This is a genomic window from Specibacter sp. BI4 (genome assembly GCF_056680095.1).
The window spans coordinates 340,295-361,375 of sequence record NZ_CM155265.1; the positions used below are offsets into that span (position 1 = coordinate 340,295).

The 21,081-nt window shown below is 63.9% G+C and carries 19 protein-coding genes and 1 riboswitch; of the genes, 3 read left to right on the plus strand and 16 right to left on the minus strand.

Annotated features, from left to right (window positions below; translation table 11 throughout):
- Positions 1-209: 209 nt before the first annotated feature.
- Positions 210-1,253, plus strand: coding sequence for a LacI family DNA-binding transcriptional regulator (locus tag AC1L6K_RS01645; RefSeq protein ID WP_480951016.1), 1,044 nt, complete (start codon positions 210-212; stop codon positions 1,251-1,253).
- Positions 1,254-1,362: 109 nt separating this feature from the next.
- Here the strand turns inward: AC1L6K_RS01645 and AC1L6K_RS01650 are convergent, their stop codons facing one another.
- From AC1L6K_RS01650 to AC1L6K_RS01690, 9 genes are all read right to left on the minus strand, one after another.
- Positions 1,363-2,316 carry an L-lactate dehydrogenase gene (locus AC1L6K_RS01650; RefSeq protein WP_480951017.1) on the minus strand — a complete coding sequence of 318 codons (954 nt, stop codon included), beginning with the start codon at positions 2,314-2,316 and terminating at the stop codon, positions 1,363-1,365.
- Between the two features lie 123 nt (positions 2,317-2,439).
- Positions 2,440-3,705 (minus strand): glycoside hydrolase family 32 protein, encoded by a 1,266-nt coding sequence (locus AC1L6K_RS01655; RefSeq protein ID WP_480951018.1) that lies wholly within the window; start codon positions 3,703-3,705, stop codon positions 2,440-2,442.
- 77 nt (positions 3,706-3,782) lie between these two features.
- A complete protein-coding gene (locus AC1L6K_RS01660; protein ID WP_480951019.1) occupies positions 3,783-4,670 on the minus strand; it encodes a carbohydrate ABC transporter permease in 888 nt (295 codons plus the stop codon).
- Between the two features lie 10 nt (positions 4,671-4,680).
- Positions 4,681-5,631 carry a carbohydrate ABC transporter permease gene (locus AC1L6K_RS01665; protein WP_480951020.1) on the minus strand — a complete coding sequence of 317 codons (951 nt, stop codon included), beginning with the start codon at positions 5,629-5,631 and terminating at the stop codon, positions 4,681-4,683.
- Positions 5,631-7,025, minus strand: coding sequence for an extracellular solute-binding protein (locus AC1L6K_RS01670; protein WP_480951021.1), 1,395 nt, complete (start codon positions 7,023-7,025; stop codon positions 5,631-5,633). Before AC1L6K_RS01670 ends, AC1L6K_RS01665 begins: the two co-directional genes overlap by 1 nt.
- 190 nt (positions 7,026-7,215) lie before the next feature.
- Positions 7,216-8,013 (minus strand): energy-coupling factor transporter transmembrane component T family protein, encoded by a 798-nt coding sequence (locus AC1L6K_RS01675; protein WP_480951022.1) that lies wholly within the window; start codon positions 8,011-8,013, stop codon positions 7,216-7,218.
- Complete coding sequence (locus AC1L6K_RS01680) at positions 8,010-9,629, minus strand: ABC transporter ATP-binding protein (protein WP_480951023.1); 1,620 nt, start codon at positions 9,627-9,629, stop codon at positions 8,010-8,012. The genes AC1L6K_RS01675 and AC1L6K_RS01680 overlap by 4 nt, the downstream gene beginning before the upstream one ends.
- Positions 9,630-9,631: 2 nt before the next feature.
- Positions 9,632-10,276: an ECF transporter S component gene (locus AC1L6K_RS01685; protein ID WP_480951024.1), complete on the minus strand. Its 645-nt coding sequence runs from the start codon at positions 10,274-10,276 to the stop codon at positions 9,632-9,634.
- Between the two features lie 46 nt (positions 10,277-10,322).
- Positions 10,323-10,440: riboswitch (TPP riboswitch) on the minus strand.
- 122 nt (positions 10,441-10,562) lie between these two features.
- On the minus strand, positions 10,563-11,546 hold the full coding sequence (locus AC1L6K_RS01690) for a plastocyanin/azurin family copper-binding protein (RefSeq protein ID WP_480951025.1): 984 nt from the start codon (positions 11,544-11,546) through the stop codon (positions 10,563-10,565).
- Positions 11,547-11,979: 433 nt separating this feature from the next.
- Here AC1L6K_RS01690 and AC1L6K_RS01695 point away from each other — a divergent pair, with 433 nt between their 5' ends.
- A complete protein-coding gene (locus AC1L6K_RS01695) occupies positions 11,980-12,240 on the plus strand; it encodes a DUF4235 domain-containing protein (protein WP_480951026.1) in 261 nt (86 codons plus the stop codon).
- Between the two features lie 86 nt (positions 12,241-12,326).
- Here AC1L6K_RS01695 and mnhG read toward each other — a convergent pair whose 3' ends face one another.
- From mnhG to AC1L6K_RS01725, 6 genes are read right to left on the minus strand one after another with little or no spacing between them, the layout of a single operon-like run.
- Positions 12,327-12,689, minus strand: coding sequence for a monovalent cation/H(+) antiporter subunit G (gene mnhG, locus AC1L6K_RS01700; protein WP_480951027.1), 363 nt, complete (start codon positions 12,687-12,689; stop codon positions 12,327-12,329).
- Positions 12,686-12,952, minus strand: coding sequence for an MrpF/PhaF family protein (locus tag AC1L6K_RS01705; protein ID WP_480951028.1), 267 nt, complete (start codon positions 12,950-12,952; stop codon positions 12,686-12,688). Before AC1L6K_RS01705 ends, mnhG begins: the two co-directional genes overlap by 4 nt.
- A gap of 5 nt (positions 12,953-12,957) precedes the next feature.
- Complete coding sequence (locus tag AC1L6K_RS01710; protein ID WP_480951029.1) at positions 12,958-13,605, minus strand: Na+/H+ antiporter subunit E; 648 nt, start codon at positions 13,603-13,605, stop codon at positions 12,958-12,960.
- Positions 13,602-15,230 (minus strand): Na+/H+ antiporter subunit D, encoded by a 1,629-nt coding sequence (locus AC1L6K_RS01715; protein WP_480951030.1) that lies wholly within the window; start codon positions 15,228-15,230, stop codon positions 13,602-13,604. Before AC1L6K_RS01715 ends, AC1L6K_RS01710 begins: the two co-directional genes overlap by 4 nt.
- Positions 15,227-15,769 carry a Na(+)/H(+) antiporter subunit C gene (locus tag AC1L6K_RS01720; protein WP_480951031.1) on the minus strand — a complete coding sequence of 181 codons (543 nt, stop codon included), beginning with the start codon at positions 15,767-15,769 and terminating at the stop codon, positions 15,227-15,229. Before AC1L6K_RS01720 ends, AC1L6K_RS01715 begins: the two co-directional genes overlap by 4 nt.
- On the minus strand, positions 15,766-18,741 hold the full coding sequence (locus AC1L6K_RS01725) for a Na+/H+ antiporter subunit A (protein WP_480951032.1): 2,976 nt from the start codon (positions 18,739-18,741) through the stop codon (positions 15,766-15,768). Before AC1L6K_RS01725 ends, AC1L6K_RS01720 begins: the two co-directional genes overlap by 4 nt.
- A gap of 210 nt (positions 18,742-18,951) precedes the next feature.
- Here AC1L6K_RS01725 and AC1L6K_RS01730 point away from each other — a divergent pair, with 210 nt between their 5' ends.
- Positions 18,952-20,277, plus strand: a complete 1,326-nt coding sequence (locus AC1L6K_RS01730; RefSeq protein ID WP_480951033.1) for an MFS transporter — start codon at positions 18,952-18,954, stop codon at positions 20,275-20,277.
- A gap of 77 nt (positions 20,278-20,354) precedes the next feature.
- Here AC1L6K_RS01730 and dcd read toward each other — a convergent pair whose 3' ends face one another.
- Positions 20,355-20,930 carry a dCTP deaminase gene (gene dcd, locus AC1L6K_RS01735; RefSeq protein WP_480951034.1) on the minus strand — a complete coding sequence of 192 codons (576 nt, stop codon included), beginning with the start codon at positions 20,928-20,930 and terminating at the stop codon, positions 20,355-20,357.
- Positions 20,931-21,081 lie beyond the last annotated feature (151 nt).

Below are 21,081 nucleotides of genomic sequence, written 5' to 3' on the forward strand. Positions count from 1 at the left end.
ATGTGACCGTTTCGGCAATTCCATAATAAATATCTAAATATTAGCCGTTTCATGCAATAAATTCGATGGGCTAAATACTTGCCGGCCACTGCTCACTCTAGGGTATCGCGCCCGGGCGGCCCCGCGGGCAACCACGCCGCAGTTCTCGGTCCGAAACCCGGGCCCGTGGTTCAGGCGATAAGCTGGCCTCACACGATTTAGGAGGCCCCATGGCACGCAAGTCCACTTCCCAGGACGTTGCCGACCGCGCGGGCGTCTCCCGCAGTGCGGTGAGCTTTGTCCTGAACGGCCGCGCCGATGGCAACATTGCCAAGGACAAGCAGCTGCTCATCCTGGCGGCAGCCAAGGACCTTAATTACACGCCCAATGCCGTGGCCCGGTCGCTGCAAGCCCAGCGCACCCAGACCATTGGCGTCGTCACAGACTCCATCGCCGGCGGGCCCTTTGCCGGAAAACTCCTGCAGGGCGCCAACAGTGCCGCTTTTCATGCCGGCTACCTGTTGCTGGTGATTGACACCCAGGGTGAAGATGTCCGTGAGGACACTGCCTTCAAAACCCTGCTCAACCGGCAGGTGGATGCCTTGGTCTTTGCCACCATGAGCCTGCGCGCCCATCATCCCCACTCCACCATGCGCGGCGTGCCCGCGGTGCTGGCCAACAGTTTTGACCCGGCCGGGACCCTGCGGTCGATCATTCCCGACGAGGTTGCCGGAGGACGCGCGGCCACCCAAGTCCTGCTCGACGCCGGGCACACCTCCATTGCCTACCTGTCCGGCACGAGTGAGCTGGTTGCTACCGAACGCCGCACCCAGGGCTTTGACGCCGCCATCGCCGCGGCCGGGCTGCCCGCTGTCGCCGCAGTGGAAACGGGCTGGGAGATCAATGACGGCTTTGCCGCCGCCATGCACCTCTTGACGGACGACGGCGGACACTCGCCCAAGCGCGACCGTCCCACCGGGGTTGTGTGCGCCAACGACCGGGTGGCGTTGGGCGTCATGCTCGCCTGCGGCCAGCTTGGCCTGCGGGTTCCCCAGGACCTGAGCATTGTGGGCTATGACGACGACGAGCCCCTCGCCAGAACGACTGTGCCGGGGCTGACCACTGTGGCACTGCCCCACCGCGAAATGGGCAAGAAGGCCGTTGAGCTGCTGCTGGCGGACCTGCGCCGCGGGGCAACGGATGGGCCCGGCGGAACCATCTCCATCCCCTGCCCCGTGGTGATGCGCGGCTCGGTGGCGGCACCGGCGCAGTAGCCGCCGTGGTGGGGCCCCGCAGCGAGCTTGCGAGCTGTGGGAGGGTGTGGTGGGGCCACGCGCCCGAGGGCCCCGCAGCGAGCTTGCGAGCTGTGGGAGGGCGTGGGGACTAGGTGAACATGGCGATGGAGGCGGCCAGGGTCTCCGCCGAGTGCTGCAACTGCGCATCCTCGCGGTCATCCATGGGCGTGTCGACGACGCGCTGCACTCCACCCGCCCCGACGATTGAGGGAACGCTGAGGGCCACGCCGTCAATGCCATGGTAACCGCGCAGCACGCTGGAAACGGGCAGGATGCTCCGTTCATCCGCCAGTACCGCCTCCACAATGCGGGCACCCGAGAGTCCGATCGCGTAGTTGGTGGCCCCCTTGCCGGCGATGACCTTGTAGGCGGCATGGACCACGTCACGGGTGAGTGTCTCAAGCCGTTCCCGGGGAAACAGCAGGGCTCCCGAGGAATCGGTCCAGTCATGAAGCGGGGTCTGCCCGATCGTCGCGGCGGACCACAGCGGGAACTCCGTGTCGCCGTGCTCGCCGACGATCAGCGCGTGCACGCTTTGCGGGGCAACTCCGGCAGCCTCCGCCACGAGCCAGCGCAGCCGGGAGGAGTCCAGCACGGTTCCGGAGCTGAAGATGCGCCCCGGAGGGAGGTCCGTGATGCGCTCGGCCACGGCCGTGAGGACGTCGCACGGATTTGTCACGAGGATGAACACCGCGTTGGGAGCCAGGGCTACGAGCTGCGGCAGCATTCTTTCCAGGATGCCCACGTTGACGCCGGCCAGTTCAAGCCGGGTCTGGCCCGGTTCCTGTTTGGCCCCTGCCGTGATGACGACGACGTCGGAGCCCGTCACGAGCTCGATGTCGCTGCCGCCCGTAATGCGTGCGGATCCAACGAACGGCGTGCCGTGGGCCAGATCGAGGACCTCCGCCTCCACCTTGGCCGTGGCGATGTCATACAGGACAACCTCGCGGGCGGAACCGCGAATCAAGGCGGCGTAGGCAAGAGAGGTGCCGACGCTGCCGGCGCCGACAATGGTGAGCTTGGTGCTGCGGGCGGTTGTCATGTTCCCAGTATCCCCGCCTGCCGCCCAGGTCCGGGCTGCTGCACGGATTGTTTGCCGTTGTGTCACAGCACGCCAGCAGCACGGCCGCCAAAACGGCGGCCGCGCTGCTGGAATGCAGTTCAGCTAGAGGGCCAGGGCGTGTACCGTGGCCGTCCCGCGAACCTCAAAGTGGGAGGTCGCCGTGGGGTAAGCCCGCACAGTCGTGGCCGTGGCACCGTCGGCAAAGACCTCCACGAGCGAACCGTCCACGAGGATGCGCCCGGCCGCGACGGCCGCAACGACCTTCTCGACGCCGCCATCGACAAGGACGAGTTCCACCGCGCCGTCAGCCACCACGTCAAAGGCCCTGGTGGGCACAGGCACGGTGAACGCTGCTGCACCGGAGGAGATGACAGCGGCACGCAGGGTGTCCACCTCGGCCACGGGCTTGGAGCGCAGCTGCCCGTCGCGGAAGGACAGGACCCGCGCGTATGTGAGCACGCCGGCCCAGCCCGAGGCGAGGATGTCGGCGTCGTTCCTTGACTTTTCCCAGCTCCAGCCCCACACCAGGGTCCGCGGCTCGGCGCCGGTCCCGGCAACAACCTGGGGGGCGTAGAAGTCGGGACCGTCATCGATCAGGCCGCCGCCGGTGGGCAGGAATTTCAGTCCGGCGCCGCCTTCGCTGAGCTCGCCTGTCAGGTAGGTGACGCGGTCCATTGAGTGGTCGTCGCGGTTCCAGAGCGAGAGCATGAGCACCCACTGGCCGTCGACCTCGAACAGCTGCGGGCATTCCCAAATCTGGGCCGGCGCCCAGTCCTGCGCGACACCCGAGCCGCCTGTAATGAGCGGGCCGAGGTACTCCCAATTGGTCATGGTGTGGCAGCGGTAGAGCAGGATGGCGGGGGTGCCGTCCTTGTAGCCGGCGCCCTGGATGGCGTACTGGCCGCCGTTGAACGTGAACAGGAAGGGGTCCCGGACGTCGCCGATGCTGGGCTCATCCGGCATGCCCGCAATGCCTTGTTCGGCCTGGTTCCAGTCGATGAGCGTGCGGTCGGAGGTGGCTGTCAACACCAGCGAATCGTGCTCGGTTTCGGCGATGCCCGTGTAGTAGGCGGTGGGCACGTCCCCGTCCAGGGCGATGATGCCGGACCAGGCGCCGACGGCGTCCGGGCCGCCCTTGCGCGGGAACAGGGCGATGGGCTGCTGCGTCCAGCGAACCAGGTCCGTGGACGTGGCGTGGCCCCAGTGCACGTTGCCGTGGACGGGCGCGTCCGGGTTGTACTGGAAAAACAGGTGGTGGACGCCGTCAACGAAGATGGCGCCGTTGGGGTCGTTGATCCAGCCCTGGTCCGGGCGTCCGTGCAGTGCGGGAAACGCGGGGTCCGGGAACGCGGGGACGAGGGTGCTCACAGGTAATGCTCCTTGGTGGTCTTGCTGATGGTCTTGGTGGTGGGGCTGGGACGGTGCAGGCGGTGCAAAGGCGGGGCTCATTTGTTGACGCCCGCTGTGAGGCCCTCGCGCAGGTAGCGCTGGCCAAACAGGAACACCACGAGTGCCGGAATCATGGACAACACCACGCCTGCCAGGACGGTGGCCACGGATCCGGTGCCCATGTTGCCTTGGAGCGAGACCAGGCCCAGCGGCATGGTGAAGTTTTCCTCGCTGATGGTCATGATGAGCGGCCGGAAGAACTCGTTCCAGTGGAAGTTGAAGGCAAGGATGCCGACAACGGCCAGTCCCGGCCACGCCAGCGGCATGTAAACGGAACGGAAGGTGCGCAAGGGGGATGCGCCGTCGATCGCGGCCGCCTCCGCTAGCTCACCGGGCAGCCCGATGAAGAACTGGCGCATCAAGAAGGTGCCGAACGCCGTCGGAATGGCCGGGAGGATCAGGGCCAGCAGGGTGTCCGAGAGGCCCATGCCGCGGATCAGCATGAAGACGGGGACAATTGTCACCTGCATGGGGACCATCATGGTGGCCAGGACCACGCTGAACAGCACGCCCTTGCCCCTGAAGTCGATGCGGGCAAAGACATAGCCGGCGAGGGCTGCGGTGAACATCTGGCCGACGGCGATGATGCCAGTGACAAGTACCGAGTTCCAGATCAACAGCCACATGTTCACCTGCTTGAACACGTCTGTGTAGGAGCCGAAGCTCAGTCCGCCGGAGAACATGGAGCCGCCGGCGCCGAGCGATTCGGTGGGTGGTCGCAGGGACGTCATGATGGTCCACACCACGGGGCCCAGCGTCAGGAACGTTGCGACGATGAGGATGGCTGCACGGCCGGCGGTGCGCCCGGTTACGCGAACCTTCTTGCGGGGCGCGGGGGTGCGGCCCGGTGCGGAACTGCTTTCTTTGACAGAAATGGTAGTCATGGCACGGCTCCTAGTTGTAGTGCACGAAGCGTCGTGAGAGGCGGAATTGGATGGCCGTGACCAACATGATCAGCAACGTCAGCACAATGCCAATGGCAAAGGCGCGGCCAAAATCGAGCTGTTTGAAGGCTGTTTCATAGATGACCATGACGGCTGTGCGGGTGGAGTCTCCGGGACCGCCGCGGGTGATGACGTACGGCTGGTCAAAAATTTGCAGCGCCGAGATGATCGCCATGACACTGGCCACCAGCAGGGTGGGGCTGAGCAGGGGCAGCGTGATATTTTTGAACTGCTTCCACCCCGTGGCCCCGTCAATCGAGGAGGCCTCGTACATTTCGGTGGGAATGGAGCTGAGTCCGCCAATGATGAGCAGGAATGTGAAGCCAAAGTTCTGCCAGACGTAAACCAGGATGATGACCACCATGGCCCCGCCCTGCGACGTCAGCCACGGGACCGCGGGAATGCCCACCAGTCCAATGATCTGGTTGACCAGGCCAAAGTTCTGGTTGAACAGGTAGCTCATGATGATGGACACGCTTGAGGCGGACAACACCAGGGGCAGGAAGAACGTGGAGCGGAAGAAGGTGCGCAGCCAGCTTGGCATCTTCGATTGGATGAGCACGGCGAGACCGATCGAGACGCTCAACTGCAGGGTCACCGCGACGGCCACAAAGCCCACGGTGTTCAGGAACGCCCTGCGGATGGTGGGGTCGGCGCCAATGGAGACAAAATTGTCCACGCCCACAAATTCCGGGGCACTGATGATGTCCCAACGGAAGAACGCCAGCGTCAGCGAGGCAACGATCGGAACCAGGGTAAAGACGGCGATGCCGATGATGGTCGGGGCCAGGAAGAGTGCGGCGAGCCGTTTGGCCCCCTTGTCCCGTCCCAGATTCCTGGCGACAGGGGTGCCGGGCACCTGATGGGCAGCGGTGCGGGCTGCCTTGACTGTGGTGGACATTAGACCCTCCTCATGGCCAGCTCGAGGTCACGCTGGAGCGTGGACATGGCCGGTCGGATGTTGGCTGCGGAACCGGTCACGGCACCCAGGACGTTCTTGATCAAGGCACTTTCAACCGCTGCCTGTTGCGGCGGGGCGGGGATGGGCCCGGAGCTGGGGAACTTGTCCAGCGTGTCGTAAAAGACTTGCCAGTGGGCCGGCCCCTTGCCCGAGTACAGCGCCTCGTTCACCATGGAGCGGCGGGTGGGCGTGGTGTTGGGGTTGGGGATGGCCAGTTCCATGGCCTCCTTGGTCGCGCAAAACTTGATCCATTCCCAGGCCTCGTCCTTGCGGGTGGAGGTCTTCATGATCGCGTAGCCGGCTGCACCAAACTGGTGCCGCTGGGTCCGCCACTTGGGGAAGAACTGCACGTCAAAGTCGTTTTCTCCCATGCCTGCCTCATGCAGGCCCTCGACCCAATAGCCGCCGGCGGGGGTGGTGCCAATGAGACCGGAGGCGAACTGTGCCACCAGCTCGTTGCCGCCGCCCTGGGCCGGGCTGGTGCCCAAGCCCTCGGAGACCAGGGTGCGGAGAAACTCAAAGCTCTCGGCCACCCGGGGATCCTCGGCGTTGGGCTCAAGCCACTGGTAACCGCCGGAGCGCATGCCGCGGGTGGGGTCGTTGGCGTAGAAGGAGTCCCAGAGCCAGCCGCCGCCCGTGCTGCGGGTTTCCTTCAGGAAGCTCGTGTCATTGGCATACAGCCACGGCACCACACCGCCAAAGAGCCGGTTGGTCCAGTAGTACGGCACAAATTGCTTGCCGCCGGTCTTCTTCATCGCCGTGAGCGAATTGTAGAAGTCGTCGTGCGTCCAGTTGTCCGCAGGACGGGCCAAACCTGCCTTGTGGAAGGCGCCGGTGTTCATGTACATGTTGGCGCTGTTGAAATCCAGCGGGAGCTGGAACAGGCTGCCCTGGTACATGAACGCCTCAACCAGCGACGGGTGGACATCGTCAAAGTAGTCCTGCACTTCCGTGCGGTCCCGCTTGACGAAGGCATCCAGTGGTTCGGCAAGGCGCTCGGCAAACAGCTGTGCGCCTTCCGTGGCCACCAACACCACATCGGGTGAGGTGCCGGCCGCGACCATGGTGAGGATCTTCGCGAAGAAGTCACCCCAGTCGGCACCCTGAATGGCCTGGATCCGCACCTTGATGTTCGGATGGGCCGCGGAGAATGCCTTCACCAGGCTGACCCGGCTGGCGGCGTCCTGGGCATTGCCAAGAATGGCAACATTGAGCGACTGCGATCCCCGCCCGGGGATGTCCGCTCCTGTCAGTCTGGGCCAGCTTGCCCCGACGGCACCGACGGCGCCCACGCCGAGCAATCCCATCATGGCCCGTCTTGTTACGTCACTCATGTTGCCTCCTCGCAACTACCTAACTCGTGTTAGGAAGCATGACAGACGAACCTAACACGTGTCAAGCATGAGTCAGATCACATATTTCGCCGTCATGAAAACATGCCCGGAAACACCACGACCCGCCCCAACGCACCTTGCGTGCGCCGGGGCGGGTTGCTGCCGAGCGGGTTGCCGGCCAACCATGAATCTAGCCAAATACCGGGTTCCAGGTGCCAAGCACGACGGCGGCACCCACCGCCGCTGCCGTGACCGCCAGTCCCCCGGCCACCACCCATGCATCGCGCCCCGTGAAGGTGGACTCCCGAGCCCACGTGCGCGGGCCCGCACCAAACCCCTTGGCCTCCATGGTGACGGCCAGCCGCGATGCCCGCCGCACAGCCTGCACCAGCAGTGCCATGGCCTGGCCCAGTTGGGACTTCACCCCGCGGAACAGCCCGGGTTCCCCGCCCACGCCACGGGCCCGGCGCGCCATGCCCAGGGTCTGCCATTCAGCCACGAGCAGGCCGACCAGCCGCATGGCAGCCAGCGCCCCCAACACAAAGCGGTGCGGCAGCCGCAGTTTTTGTGCCAACGCATCCGCCAGGTCTGTGGGGTCAGTTGAGGCAAGCACAAGGATGCCGGGCAGGGCGATGGCAAGGCCGCGCAAGGCAATGGCCACGCCGGCTTCCAGCGAATCCGTAGTGAACGTGACGGGTCCCAGCGACAGCAGCAGCTCACCGGTCTTGGGCGCCAAAAGCGCCGTCCCGTAACCGCCCACCACCGCAGCCAGCAAGATCGGCCAACCCCGCATCAACAGCATGCGTACGCTTAGGCCGGCCAGCGGCAGGAGCGCGCACTCAAGCACAAGCGCCACGGTTGCCGACACCCAGTCGACGCTGATCAGCAGCGCGATCGTGATGGCCATGCCGGCACCCAGCTTGGCCAGCGGGTTGGCGCCGGCCAGCCAGGCCCGCGAGCGCGGCGTAGCGATGATGTCGACGCTCATCGGCGCACCCCCTCCGCCGCTGCGCCCGGCTGCCTGCCCGGAACGGTGGCTGCGGGACCGGGAATGGCGGGGCCGGCAACTGCGGCGCTGTGGAGGATCCGTTCAGGGGCGGGTTCGCCAAGGACCAGCCGGTCCCCGCCCAGCACGGCACTGAACGCGGCGTCGTGGGTCACTGAGACCACTGCCGTGCCGGCATCCAGCAGCTCCGTCAGCAAGGAGGCCAGCTCCGCCCAGGTGTTTGCATCCTGGCCAAACGTGGGTTCGTCCAGCACCAGCACCTGCGGACTTGCCGCAAGCACCGTCGCCACCGACAGCCGCCGCTTCTCCCCGCCTGACAGCGTAAACGGATTCGCCCCCGCCAGGTGTTCCAGCCGCAGCCGGACCAGCAGCTCATCAACCGCTTCGGCGCCCCGGCCCAGCAGCTTGGGCGCAAACATCAGCTCGTCCCGGACACTGGCGGCAATGAATTGGTGTTCCGGTTCCTGGAAGACCGTGCCGATCCGGTTAATCAGTTCACGCCCCCGCCATTTCAGTGGTGCCGGTCCGGCCCCGCGCGACAACGCCGCCGTGGCAGCCAGTTCCCCGCCCGCGGGCCGCAGCAAGCCGCCCAGGGTCAGTGCCAGCGTTGATTTTCCCGAGCCGTTGGGCCCGGTGACACTCAGTGCTTGCCCTGCCTTGACCTGCACGGAAGGAACGACGGCGGCAGGAACCGCGGGGTGCCTGCGCCGCCCTTTCGTGCGGGAGACAGCGAGATCCGTTGCCTCAAGCAGCAGGCCGGTTCCGGCGTCGTCCATTGGCTGGCGTGGGACTGCGTTGCTGCGCGGGCGGACGTGGGGGACATGTCCGGGGACCCAAATTCCGGCGCCGGCCAACAGTTCGCGGCTTTGCGCCAGCACCCTGGCGGGCGGGCCGTCGAAGAGCACCCCGCCCGGCTCGCCAAGGCTGTCCGGGGCCAGCACCACGATTCTGTCCACCACGTCGAGCCACACGGAAACCCTGTGTTCGACAACCACCAGGGTGGCTCCGCTTTCGTCGAGACTGTGGCGCACGGCGTCGCGGACCTCCACAACCCCGGCGGGATCCAAGTTGGCGGTGGGCTCGTCCAGCAGCAGCAGGCCGGGGCGCATGGCCAGCATGCCGGCCAGGCCCAGCCGCTGCTTTTGTCCGCCGGAGAGGGCGGAGCTGGGGTGGTCCAGGGGCAGTGCGAGGCCCACGGATTCGAGGGCGGCGTGCACCCTGCGCCAGATTTCATCGCGCGGGACGGCCAGGTTTTCGGCGCCGAAGGCAACGTCGTCGCCTACGCGTGAGAGCACCACCTGGGCGTCCGGGTCCTGCTGCATGAGGCCGGCCCGGCCACGGGATTCCGCCACGGGCCGGCCGTCAATGCGGAGCTCGCCGATTTCGTTGGCGTCCTCGTCGTCGCCGAGCACGCCGGCGAGCGCGTGCAGGAGCGTGGACTTGCCCGCGCCGGAGGGGCCCAGCAGCAGCACCCGCTCCCCCGGGGCGATCTCCAGGTCCAGGCCCTGCACCGCACGGTCATGGCGGCCCGAATGCTGCCAGCCCCAGCCCCTGGCGGAGATCCGCGCCGGGGCACCCCGTGGCTGTGTTGACGCCAAGGCTAGACCGCCCTCTCGGTGGCGGCTCCCCGCGAGGGCAGATTCGCCAGCGCTCCCGTGCGGGCCAGTGCGCGGACGGCCAACCAGGGCACCAAGCCGGCAATGACGGCACCGGAGATCATGGCCAGGACAACGTAGACGGTTTTCCATTCAATGGCCCAGGCCACGTTGTACACCACGCTGTCGTTCAGGCCCATGGCCAGCCCGGCCAGCGCACCGGCCAGCAGCGACACGGGCAGCGTGAACTTGCGGTAGCGGAAGAGTGCAAAGCCCAACTCCGCACCGAGCCCCTGCACGAGGCCCGAGAGCAGCACGGTGAAACCAAAGTGGGTACCGAGCAGGCCCTCGACGCTGGCCGCGATCAGTTCGCAGTACAGTGCAGCGCCGGGCTTGCGGATCACCAGCCCGCCCAGCACGCCGGCGATCAGCCAACCCCCGCCGTAGAGTGCACCGATGGGCGGGAAGGCGACGGTGAAGGCGCTGACCAGGCCGTAGCCGGCGGACCACAGCCAGAAGATGACACCCACGGCCACACCGAGAACCGACACCACAACGATGTCGACCACCCGCCACGTGCTTTTCCGTGCCACCGGGTTGTTTGGCGTGTTTTTTTGCGCGGCGTTTTCGCCCGCGAATGACTTGCTCATGATTCCTCCTTTGCAGGAGGGGCGGATGCGTCGGTATTTCCGCGCAGCCGAAGAGAACTCGACTCCCTTCGCCGGTACTAGCCGGAGCAGGTTCGAGGGTCTGCGGCGAACCGCACTCTCAGCGCCGATACCCAAGCCGGGTGGACGCTCCCCTGTCGTGTTTGAATTGCGGCTTCAGTTTACCCCCGCCACGTTCCCGGGGCCAATGTTCGTGACGCACGACGGCGGGAGGCCCCCTGGGTGGGCCTCCCGCCCTCGTGCTTGGCTGGGTTGGGTTGGGGTGGTGCTACTTCACCACCACCTTGCCCACCATTCCCATGTAGTCATGCAGGGCGCAGATGTAGCTGAACGTCCCTGCCTTGTTGAACGTCACGGTGAACGTGGATCCGGGAATCATGATCCCCGAATTCAGGTTCCCGCCGGCGAACTTCGCCGGATTACCCGACGGCGGGCCGAAGTTGGCCGGCTCGGTGCCGAATGTGACGGTGTGCGGGGCTGCCATGCCGTTGTTGATGAACGTGACCTTTTGACCCACGTGCACACGAACGGTGGGCTGGATAAACCGCATGACCATGGTCATGCCGTCGTCGGTGCCGACGTAGACATGGTGCGAGTCAGCCAGCGCCTCTGCTGCGTGCCACAGCGCACGCCCGTCCTTCAGGATGCTGTGTGCCTCCTTCTTCGCCTGCTTGTTGTAGTCGTTCTGCGTGTACGGGTACGGTGTGCCGGCGGCCGCCACATGCACGGTTCCCTTCATCATGGCGCCGTGGACCAGGCAGTAGTAGGTGAAGTTGCCTGCGGCGGGGAACTTCAGGCTGTAGCCCGTGACGGCCGGGAGGCCGCTGTCGGTAACGTTGCTCAGGATGCCCGAGTTGTAGTAGGACGCGCCGTCATAGGAGCTGCCGCCAACGGGAAACAGCTGTGCAGGGTCGCCCGGGTTGAATTCCATCAACGGCACCCCCGGTGGCAACAAGGTGACGGTGTGAGGCTCTGCCGAGTTCGCCAGCCAACTGACGGTGTCCCCCGCGTTGACATAGACGTTGGCGGGGAGAAATGCCATGCTCTGGATGGCCTGGTTCGGGGACTCATTGCCAGCCAAAACCGTCCAGGTTTGCGGGCCGTGATGGCCGTGCCAGCCTCCGCCGGAGTTGGCAACTGCCGGTCCTGAAAGGGCCAGCGGCATCAGCAGCGCCAAAATTGCTGCAACGAGCATCGGAACCCTGCGTGATGAAATGCGCTGCAGGCGATGATTTTCTAAACGACGCCTCATGGGTCGTTCCCTTCTCGAAAGGTGCGGCCGCCTGGTCAGGCATCCGCACGAGATGGGTCCCTCCCCTCAAAAGGGGCCAGCTCTGCCACCCTGCCATGACAGGGTGGCCGGTTGCACGCCGGACCACCTGAGCTCCAGGTCCGGGGCGCCACGTTCCACCATTTTGTGGACGGCGACTGCAAACTACGGCATGTTCACAGCTGCCACAGATGCAAAGGACCGCAAACAAGCGCGCACTTTCCATGGTCCACCCATGCATCCGGCTTGTCGAGGGGACGACGCGAGTGAATTAAAGTGCTCGCGAAATGGGGTGCGTGCCTCATGATGGGTGTGTTTCCACGGTTGCCCCACCCTCCGGCAGCCGGTGCAAGGCGTTAGGCTGGCAGTAGGGTTATTCCCGCAATTGTCCGGCCACAGAATTCAGGAGTACTTCATGAACATCGTCTTCAAACTGCTCGGAACAGGGATAAGCCTCGGGGCTGGTTTTGCGGCCAGCAAGCTCGTGGACACTGCCTGGGAGAAAAGCACCGGCAACAAGCCGCCGAAGGATGGTGCGGATCTGGAGAACAGTCTCCGTTCCGCACTGACTTTTGCGCTGGTCTCCTCTGTCGTGGCGGCCATCATCCAGACGTTGGCCCAGCGCACCACACAGAAGGCCATTGCCCGCTTCAACAAGCACCCCGAAGAGGTCTGAGCCCGCACGAAAAAGGCGCCATCCGCCGTCGTGAATGACGGCGAATGGCGCCTTTTTTGCGCTCCCATGCCCACGGGCGGGCCGGGCTAGCTCTTGGTGTCGTCTTCGATGACGGCGGCCACGACCTGGTCCAGTTCGTCCACGCTGAGCAGTTCCGGGCGGCGGTGCTTGGTGCGGTACCCGGCCCTGCCCACCATGTGTGCAGAAACTGGAACGGTCAGCAGCTGGAACAGCCAGGCAATCAGCAAAATGGGCACCAGAGACCAGACACGCAGCTGCAGCCCCATGGCCGTGAGCATCAGCAGCAGGCCCAACACCTGCGGTTTCGTGGCTGCGTGCATGCGGCTCATGAGGTCTGGAAAGCGCAGCAGCCCAATGGCCGCTGCGAGGCTCATCGAGGCACCCAGCAACAGGCAGATGGCCGCCAAAACGTCCAGGAAGGCATTCATACGTCCTCCTTCTTATGCGCGACGAAGCGGGCCACCGTGACTGAGCCGATGAAGCCAATCACCGTCAGGACCACCAGCAGCGCCAAATTGTCGGCGTGTTTGTTCACGGCCATTTCCGTGGCCAAGGCCGCACCAAAGATGGCCAGCAAAACATCGGCCGCGATCACGCGGTCAAGCAGCGACGGGCCCTTGGCAATCCGATAAATGGTCCCCGCTGAAGCGAGCGTGAGCAGCCCGACAACAATAATGACAACAGTATTCATGGCTGTTACAGCACCTCCCCGGTGGTTGGAGTGCCGGCGGACCCGGCGCGGCTGGCACGGCCAGCGCCGGTTGACGCGTGGGTCACCATGGGCGCACCCTCGTGTTCGGATTTCACTGCCGCCAGCTCGGCCCGGGTCCCCATGACGCGGATCAACCTGGCCTCAAAGCCTTGGATGTCCGCGCGGACCTTTTCCACACTCGCCGTGGTGGGCGCGTTCATGGCATGCACATAAAGGGTTGCCGATCCCCTGTCCACCTCAACCACCAGCGAGCCGGGAATCAGGGAAAGCACATGGCCAACCGCCGTCATCATGAAGTCCGACGGGCTGCGCAACGGCACCGCCAAGACCGCATTGCGGATGTTCGGCCCTTTCGCAATGGACCAGTACAACACCTGGAAACTGGCAATGGTGACTTGTTTGATGAACCAGAACATGAACGTCACGGCGCGCAAAACGTTGAACCGTCCGCTGAGTTCAATGGGCGGAAGGTAAAACGCATGCGAGACCGCCAGGGAGATCAACGCACCAAAAAGCAGGTTGCCGGGGCTGAAATCCTGCCAGAGGGCGCCCCAGACGAGCACCAGCCAAACAAGCAGTGGCAGTTTTTGCCGAAAAGTTGCCCTGCGTTTCGTCCGTGGTGTCTGGCTCATCGGTTTGCCGCCCCAACGCCGAGAACGGCCTCAATGTACGGAACGCGGTCCAACATGCTGGTTGCCGCCTCCTGGCTCAGGTCCATGAGCGGGCCCGCAAACACCGTCATGGCCACACCGAGCACCACCAGTCCCATGGTTGAATAAACCATCATCTTGGGCAGGATCGGGATCTCGTTGTCACCTGAAAAACGCCCCTCCACCGCGTCCACATGCTTGCTTGTGCGCAGGGCTCGCATGCTCGGCTCGCCGGAGGCATCGGGGGCGGTGGCGAGCAGCACGGGTTCTGGATCTTCGGCGTCGACGGTGCTGCGCCAAAACGCGCGGTTCCAGACCCTGGCCATCACCAACAGTGTGAGCAGGCTTGCCGCCACACCGCCGACGACGAGGGTGTACGCCAGCGGCGAACCGTCGGCAACGCCTGCCTGCAACAGTCCCAGCTTGCCCAGGAACCCGGAGAACGGCGGGATGCCGGCGAGATTCATGGCAGGGATGAAATACAGCACGGCCAGGATGGGTGAAAGTTTTGCCAGTCCGCCGAGGCGGCTGATGGAAGAGGTCCCGCCGCGGCGCTCAATCAGTCCGGTCACCATGAACAGGCTTGTTTGGATGGTGATGTGGTGGATGACGTAAAAAATTGTGGCGGCCAGTCCAATCACCGATGAAAGCCCGACGCCGAAGATCATGTACCCGATATGGCTCACCAAGGTGAAGGAGAGCATGCGCTTGATGTCGGTCTGGGCCACGGCCCCAAGGATTCCCACCATCATGGTGAGCAGGGCCACGATGAGCAGCACGGAGTTGAAGTCGTCCGAGGGGAACAGCAGCGTCTCCGTGCGGATGATGGCGTAGACACCCACCTTGGTCAGCAACCCGGCAAAAACCGCGGTCACCGGCGCCGGCGCCGTGGGGTAGGAGTCGGGGAGCCAGAAGGACAGCGGGAAGACTGCCGCCTTGATGCCAAAGGCCACGAGCAGGAGCACATGCAAAAGCTGTTGGGTGCCGGAATCCAGTTCCCCGAGCTTCACTGCCAAGTCGGCCAGGGTGACAGTTCCGGTGGCGCCGTAGACCATGGCGATGGCCACGAGGAACAGCATGGACGACACCACGCTGACAACCACATACGTGATGCCCGCGCGCACCCGTGAGCCCGTGCCGCCAAGGGTCATCAGCACATAACTGGCGGTGAGCAGGATTTCGAAGCCCACATACAGGTTGAAGAGGTCCCCCGCCAGGAAGGCGTTGGAGACACCCGCCATCAGGATCAGGTAGGTGGGGTGGAAGACGGAAACCGGGCCGTCCTCTTCACCGTCGGCAGCACCCTGGCCTGATGCATAGGCAAGAACTGCCAGGCTCACGGCGGAGGAGATCACCAGCAGCAGGGCCGCAAATTGATCGGCAACCATGACAATGCCGAAGGGAGGCGCCCAGCCGCCCAACTGCACGGCGATGGGTCCGGTGGTCCAGACACTGGCCAGGAGCCATACCTCAAGCAGCAGTGTGATGCTGATGGTGCCCAGGCTGACGCGGCGCTGGGCACGCGGGTGCTTGATCAAGACAAAAGCCAAGGCGGCACCAAGGAAAGGCAGTACTACCGCGAGCGGAGCCATGCTGGCAACGTTCATTCCTTGTCCTTCCCAGGCGTCACAGGGTGCACTTTTTCTTCGGGTCCTGCCGCCGCTGGGGCCGGCACGACTTTTTTGGGTCCAATCCCCGGCACGGTTTCACGCTTCTCCGGTGACTGGTTGTTCTCGTGGAAGTCGGAGACTTCAATGGCAATCTCTGAATCTTCCTCGTCGTCGTACACGGCCTGCTTGGCAACGCGGATATCTTCCCTGTCCACCTGGATATGGTCTGCCCGGCTCAGCAGCCAGGAGCGGTAGATCAAGCTGAGCATGAACGCCGTCACCGCGAAGGAGATCACGATGGACGTCAGGATGAAGGCCTGCGGCAGCGGATCATTGAATTCCCCGGGCGGAATGTCCTTGTTGAAGATCGGCGCCAGACCTGCATAGCCGCCGGTTGTCAGCAAGAGCAGGTTCGTGGCGTTGGTCAGCAGCATCAAGCCCAGCAGGACCCGGGTCAGGCTGCGTTCAAGCAGGAGATAAATTCCAACCGCATACAGCACACCCATGACGAGCAGCAGGGTGAGGTTCACGCTCATCGCACGGACTCCATCGGCTCGTCGTCCTCGAACAATTCAATGCCTGTCATCCCGACCTCTTCGTGCCTGTCGATCTCTGAACCCAGGCTGCGCAGCACATCAATGACCAAACCAACCACCACAAGGTAGACGCCGATGTCAAAGAGTGTGGACGTCACGAATTTCACGTGCCCGAAGATGGGCAGCTCGAAGGCGATGATTGCGCTTTGGAAGACCTCGCCGCCAACGAACAACGGCATGAGACCAGTCAGGGTGGCCATCGCGAGCCCCAGGCCCAACATGGTGCCTGCCGAAATCCGGGTGGCCTCGGCCAGTTCAAAACGGCCCCCGGCCAGGTAGCGGATGGTCAGGGCCAAACCTGCCACCAGTCCCCCGGCAAAACCACCGCCCGTGCCGTTGTGGCCTGCGAGCAGGAGATAGATGGAAATGATGATGATGCTGTGGAAGACCAGCCGTGTCACCACCTCAATAATGATGGAGCGCCGCTCCGGGGCCAGTGTGCGCCCGGCCACCAGCCAGGGGTTGCTGGCCGAGGCGGTAAACCTCTTGGCAACCTGGAGTGTTGGCTGGAAGCCGTTCCGCTGCAGTTTGCCAATGCTGCCGGTTGCCACCGTCTCGGCGCGTGGCAGCCGCCGGCCGTGTCCGCGGACAAAGATCAAGCTGGCGACACCGGTGGCAGCCATCGCCAGAACCGATATTTCGCCAAAGGTGTCCCAGGCGCGGATGTCCACCAGCGTCACGTTGACAACATTGAGGCCGCCACCACCTTCGTATGCCATTTTTGGCATACTTAGGCTGACGGGGTCGTGGATCCGCGAGCCCATTGCCAGGATGGCGACCACCACCATGATGACGCCGAAGGCGATGGCAATGATCAGCCGCACGGCGCGGTGACTGCCTGCTTTCCGTTCCAGCAGGCTTGCCGGCAGAGAGCGCATGGCCAATACGAAGGCCACCAGGACAATGGTTTCGACCAGCATCTGGGTCAGGGCAAGGTCCGGGGCCCCCTGCAACGCAAAGATCAAGGCAATGCCGTATCCGGTGACGGAGACCATGAGCACGGCCATGAAGCGCTTGCTGGCCCTGGCCGCAGCAATCGCACCGATGACAATGCCGGCGCCGGCAACCATTTGGAAGGGCGAGCCCCGGTCCACCAGGTAGATGGCTTCGGTCCAGTTTTGATCCGTCAGGAACAAAACTGTCAGCACGGACGCAATGGCCGTGGTCAAAATAACCGCAAGATAAAAGAACAGGGAACCTCGCTGTGTGCGGCCGGTGACCCAAATGGCCACGACGTCCAGCACTACGATGGACTGCCTGTAAGCGCGTTCAAAGTCCATGACGGCCGGAACCTTGGCCTGCAAAGCCTCCAGTTTTGCTCGCAGCAGGAACAGGCAAACACCGGCAGCAACCACGATGGCGCTGAGCCCCAGCGCGGGCGTGAAACCATGCCACAGCAGCAAATGCATGCCGTCGGGGTCGTTGGCGGGGAACTGCGCGCTGTACGGCTGCACCCACGTGTCGACAATGTGCGGGAACAACCCGTATGCCAGCGTCAGTGCGCTCAGCAGTGCCGGGGCCGCCAGGAACGGCCAGCCAATCGGCTTAAACACCGTGGACATGCCCTTGGACTTGGTGGCGAAACCGCCCCACATGAACCGGGCACTGTAGGCAAAGGTCAGGATCGATCCAATGACCATGCCCGTCAGGACTGTCCACCCAACAATGGGGCCGGCAGGGCCGTAAATGGCTGAGGCGATGAAGGCCTGGAAAATGCCCTCCTTGGCGACGAACCCGGCCATTGGCGGCAGCCCGGCCATGGATGCAGCACCAATCAAGGCAACAATTCCCAATTTTGGGGCGGACCTGAAGACGCCCGAAAGTTCCCGGATGTCACGGGTGCCGCTTTGGTGGTCAATAATGCCCACCACCAGGAACAACGACGCCTTGAACAACCCGTGGGCAAGCACCATGGCCATGCCCGCCATGGCAGCTTCCCGGCTGCCCAAACCAACCACCAGGGTGATAAAGCCGAGCTGGCTAACTGTGCCGTAGGCGAGGATGAGCTTGAGGTCGACTTGGCGCAATGCCCGCCAACCGCCAAGCAGCATGGTGCCCAAGCCCAGGACAACAATCATGGCCTGCCAGTATTCGGTGTCGGAAAACCCTGGCGCCAGGCGGGCTATCAGGTAGATGCCGGCCTTCACCATGGCCGCAGCATGCAGGTAGGCGCTGACGGGGGTGGGTGCGGCCATGGCGCCGGGGAGCCAGAAATGGAAGGGCAGCAATGCCGACTTCGTGACGGCACCAACGAGCATCAAGGCGATGCCAATGTCCAGCACCATCCGCGGCCCGCCCGCAGCCGCCATGAGCTCCGGGGCCTTCGCCAGCACCCCGGAAATGCTGTAGGTGCCGGCACTCTCGCCCACCATGATCAAGCCCACCAGCATGGCGAGGCCGCCAAAGGTGGTGACGATCAACGCCTGCAGGGCTGCGCGCCTGGCGGCGATGCGGGTGCGGGCATACCCGATCAAGAGGTAGGAAAGGACTGTCGTCAATTCCCAGAAAACAAACAAAAGAATCAGGTTGTCGGCCGTCACCAGACCAAACATGGCCCCGGCGAACGCCAGCAGCTGGGCACCAAAGCCGCCCAGTCCGGCGTCGTTCGTCTTGAAATACCGGGCGCAGTACGCCAGCACCAGCGCCCCGACGCCAAGCACCAGCAGGCACAACAGCCAGGACAGCTGATCCATGCGGAAGGAAAGATTCAGGTCCAGGACCGGCACCCAGGGGATGTCCAGTGCCGGGCTGGGAAGTGTGTCCGAATACACGTTCTGGTATTGCGCCACCAGCCAAATGAAGCTGATTCCGGGGACTGCGGCGAGAACATAAAACGCCGACCGGCCCCATCGGGAAAACAAAATAGGCGCGATGATGGCAACAATGAAGTGCGCACAAAGGACAAACAACACTAAAGACTCCACATGTTTCGGGCTTAAAATGAGCGAATCACGGGGGAAAAGTCGGTTCCCGACCCTTCCACCCTATCAACCCGGAGCAGCCGTAAATGTCCTTCAAGGGCGTTGAAAGGGCATTGAAGTTGTCACCCCGCCACGCCACCGCCACGTAAAATTCACCCGGCTTGGGCCTTTGGGACAGTTGCTGCCGCTAGCATGTGCCCTATGACTGAGTACCCACCAGCGGCCGCCTCCCCACCCGCCGCCGCGACCGAATCGCACGGGACAACGTGGCAAATTGTTGCGTGGTCGTTATGGGATTGGGGCGGTGCGGCGTTCAACGCCGTCATGACCACGTTCATCTTCACGGCGCTGTACCTGACGGGCGACAAGTTTGGTGGAGCCGACGTGGCCACGGCAACGCTCGCCTTTGCCATGTCCATCTCAGGTTTTGCCATCGCGCTGCTGGCCCCCGTGGCCGGCCAGCGGACCGACCACAGCGGACGGCGAAAGCTGTGGCTGGGTGTCAACACGCTCGTGGTCGTGGTGCTGACGGCCGCCTGCTTCTTTGTCCAGCCGCACGAGTCGTACCTGCTCTTTGGCTGCATGCTGATCGCCGCCGGGCACGTCTTCTTTGAGATCGCCGGCGTGAACTACAACGCCATGCTGCTGCAGATCTCCACCAAAAGGACCATTGGCAAGATCAGCGGCTTCGGCTGGGCCGCCGGCTACCTGGGCGGCATCGTGGCCCTGGTCATTGTTTACTTCGCACTGATCAAACCCGATGTTGGCGTCTTCGGCATTACGAGCGCCGACGGCATGACCTACCGGGTCGTGGCCCTTTTCTCCGCGCTGTGGATCCTGGTGTTTTCCATTCCGGTGTTGTTTGCCATCCCCGAAACCAAGCCCGATCCGGATATGCCCAAAGTGGGGTTCTTCCAGTCCTACAAGGAGCTGTGGTGGACGATTGTCCTGCTGTGGAAGGCCGATCGGCACACCGTGTACTTCCTGATTTCCAGCGCCATCTTCCGCGACGGCCTCGCCGCGATCTTCACTTTTGGCGCCGTGCTGGCTGTCGGTTCCTTCGGCTTCAAGACGGGCGATGTGCTCATCTTCGCCATTGCCGGGAATGTTGTGGCCGCCGTCGGGGCACTCTCGGCCGGCTTCTTTGACGACAAGTTTGGCCCCAAGGCCGTCATCGTCACATCCCTGCTTGGCCTGCTGATCTCCGGCGGCGCCCTGCTGTTCCTGGACGGCAAGAACGCGTTCTGGGTCTTTGGGCTGATCCTGTGCTTGTTCGTGGGCCCCGCCCAGTCATCGGCCCGGACGTTCATGGGACGGCTGGCGCCCGAGGGACAGGAAGGGGAATTGTTCGGCCTCTACGCCACCACCGGCCGCGCCGTTTCGTTCCTGGCCCCACAGCTCTTTGGCTACTCGATCCTGATCTTTGGCGCCCAGCGGTGGGGGATCATCGGCATCTTGGCGGTCCTGCTGGTGGGACTGCTGCTGCTTTTGCCTGTCAAGGCTCCGCCGCACGGCGTCAACGCCTAGCCACCCCAAAACGCACTGCGACCCGTGGGATATGGCGCCATATCCCACGGGTCGCGCAGAGGCCCAAAGTTTGGGAGCTAGATCTTCGTCCGGTGGAAATTCTGGAAGGACCGTGACGCCGTCGGACCGCGCTGGCCCTGGTAGCGGTTCTGGTACGGTCCGGTGCCGTAGGGGTTTTCGGCCGGGGAGGACAACTGGAAGAAGCACAGCTGGCCGATCTTCATGCCGGGCCACAGTTTGATCGGCAGCGTCGCCACATTGGAAAGCTCCAAGGTGATGTGGCCGGAGAAGCCCGGGTCGATGAACCCTGCCGTCGAGTGCGTGAGCAGGCCCAGCCGGCCCAGGGACGACTTGCCCTCAAGGCGTGCGGCGACGTCGTCGGGCAGTGTGACGGTTTCATAGGTTGAACTCAGCGCAAATTCGCCCGGGTGCAGGATGAATGGCTCGTTGGGATCGACCTCGACCATGCGGGTCAGGTCGGGCTGTTCCTCGGCCGGGTCGATGTGGGCGTAGCGGTGGTTGTCGAAAAGCCGGAAAAACCTGTCGATGCGCACATCCACACTGGAGGGCTGCACCATGGCAGGGTCATAGGGGTCCAAGACAATGCGCTTGGCGTCAATTTCGGCACGTATGTCGCGGTCAGAGATCAGCACCCTCTAAAAATAGCGCACTTGCCTGCACAAGCTCTGCAGCCCGGTCTGCGTGTGCGGTCCCGGCCCGGAACTTTCGGGCGGATTGGGGATTATTTTTGCCTCTCCCGGCGTTGTGTACAGGAGCAGCTTGTACATTGCACAGCTAAAGTAG

Coding starts and splice junctions, on each gene's coding strand:
- AC1L6K_RS01645 (WP_480951016.1), top strand. CDS start 210: ATGGCACGCAAGTCCACTTCCCAGGACGTTGCCGACCGCGCGGGCGTC.
- AC1L6K_RS01650 (WP_480951017.1), bottom strand. CDS start 2,316: ATGACAACCGCCCGCAGCACCAAGCTCACCATTGTCGGCGCCGGCAGC.
- AC1L6K_RS01660 (WP_480951019.1), bottom strand. CDS start 4,670: ATGACTACCATTTCTGTCAAAGAAAGCAGTTCCGCACCGGGCCGCACC.
- AC1L6K_RS01665 (WP_480951020.1), bottom strand. CDS start 5,631: ATGTCCACCACAGTCAAGGCAGCCCGCACCGCTGCCCATCAGGTGCCC.
- AC1L6K_RS01670 (WP_480951021.1), bottom strand. CDS start 7,025: ATGAGTGACGTAACAAGACGGGCCATGATGGGATTGCTCGGCGTGGGC.
- AC1L6K_RS01675 (WP_480951022.1), bottom strand. CDS start 8,013: ATGAGCGTCGACATCATCGCTACGCCGCGCTCGCGGGCCTGGCTGGCC.
- AC1L6K_RS01685 (WP_480951024.1), bottom strand. CDS start 10,276: ATGAGCAAGTCATTCGCGGGCGAAAACGCCGCGCAAAAAAACACGCCA.
- AC1L6K_RS01690 (WP_480951025.1), bottom strand. CDS start 11,546: ATGAGGCGTCGTTTAGAAAATCATCGCCTGCAGCGCATTTCATCACGC.
- AC1L6K_RS01695 (WP_480951026.1), top strand. CDS start 11,980: ATGAACATCGTCTTCAAACTGCTCGGAACAGGGATAAGCCTCGGGGCT.
- mnhG (WP_480951027.1), bottom strand. CDS start 12,689: ATGAATGCCTTCCTGGACGTTTTGGCGGCCATCTGCCTGTTGCTGGGT.
- AC1L6K_RS01705 (WP_480951028.1), bottom strand. CDS start 12,952: ATGAATACTGTTGTCATTATTGTTGTCGGGCTGCTCACGCTCGCTTCA.
- AC1L6K_RS01710 (WP_480951029.1), bottom strand. CDS start 13,605: ATGAGCCAGACACCACGGACGAAACGCAGGGCAACTTTTCGGCAAAAA.
- AC1L6K_RS01715 (WP_480951030.1), bottom strand. CDS start 15,230: ATGAACGTTGCCAGCATGGCTCCGCTCGCGGTAGTACTGCCTTTCCTT.
- AC1L6K_RS01720 (WP_480951031.1), bottom strand. CDS start 15,769: ATGAGCGTGAACCTCACCCTGCTGCTCGTCATGGGTGTGCTGTATGCG.
- AC1L6K_RS01730 (WP_480951033.1), top strand. CDS start 18,952: ATGACTGAGTACCCACCAGCGGCCGCCTCCCCACCCGCCGCCGCGACC.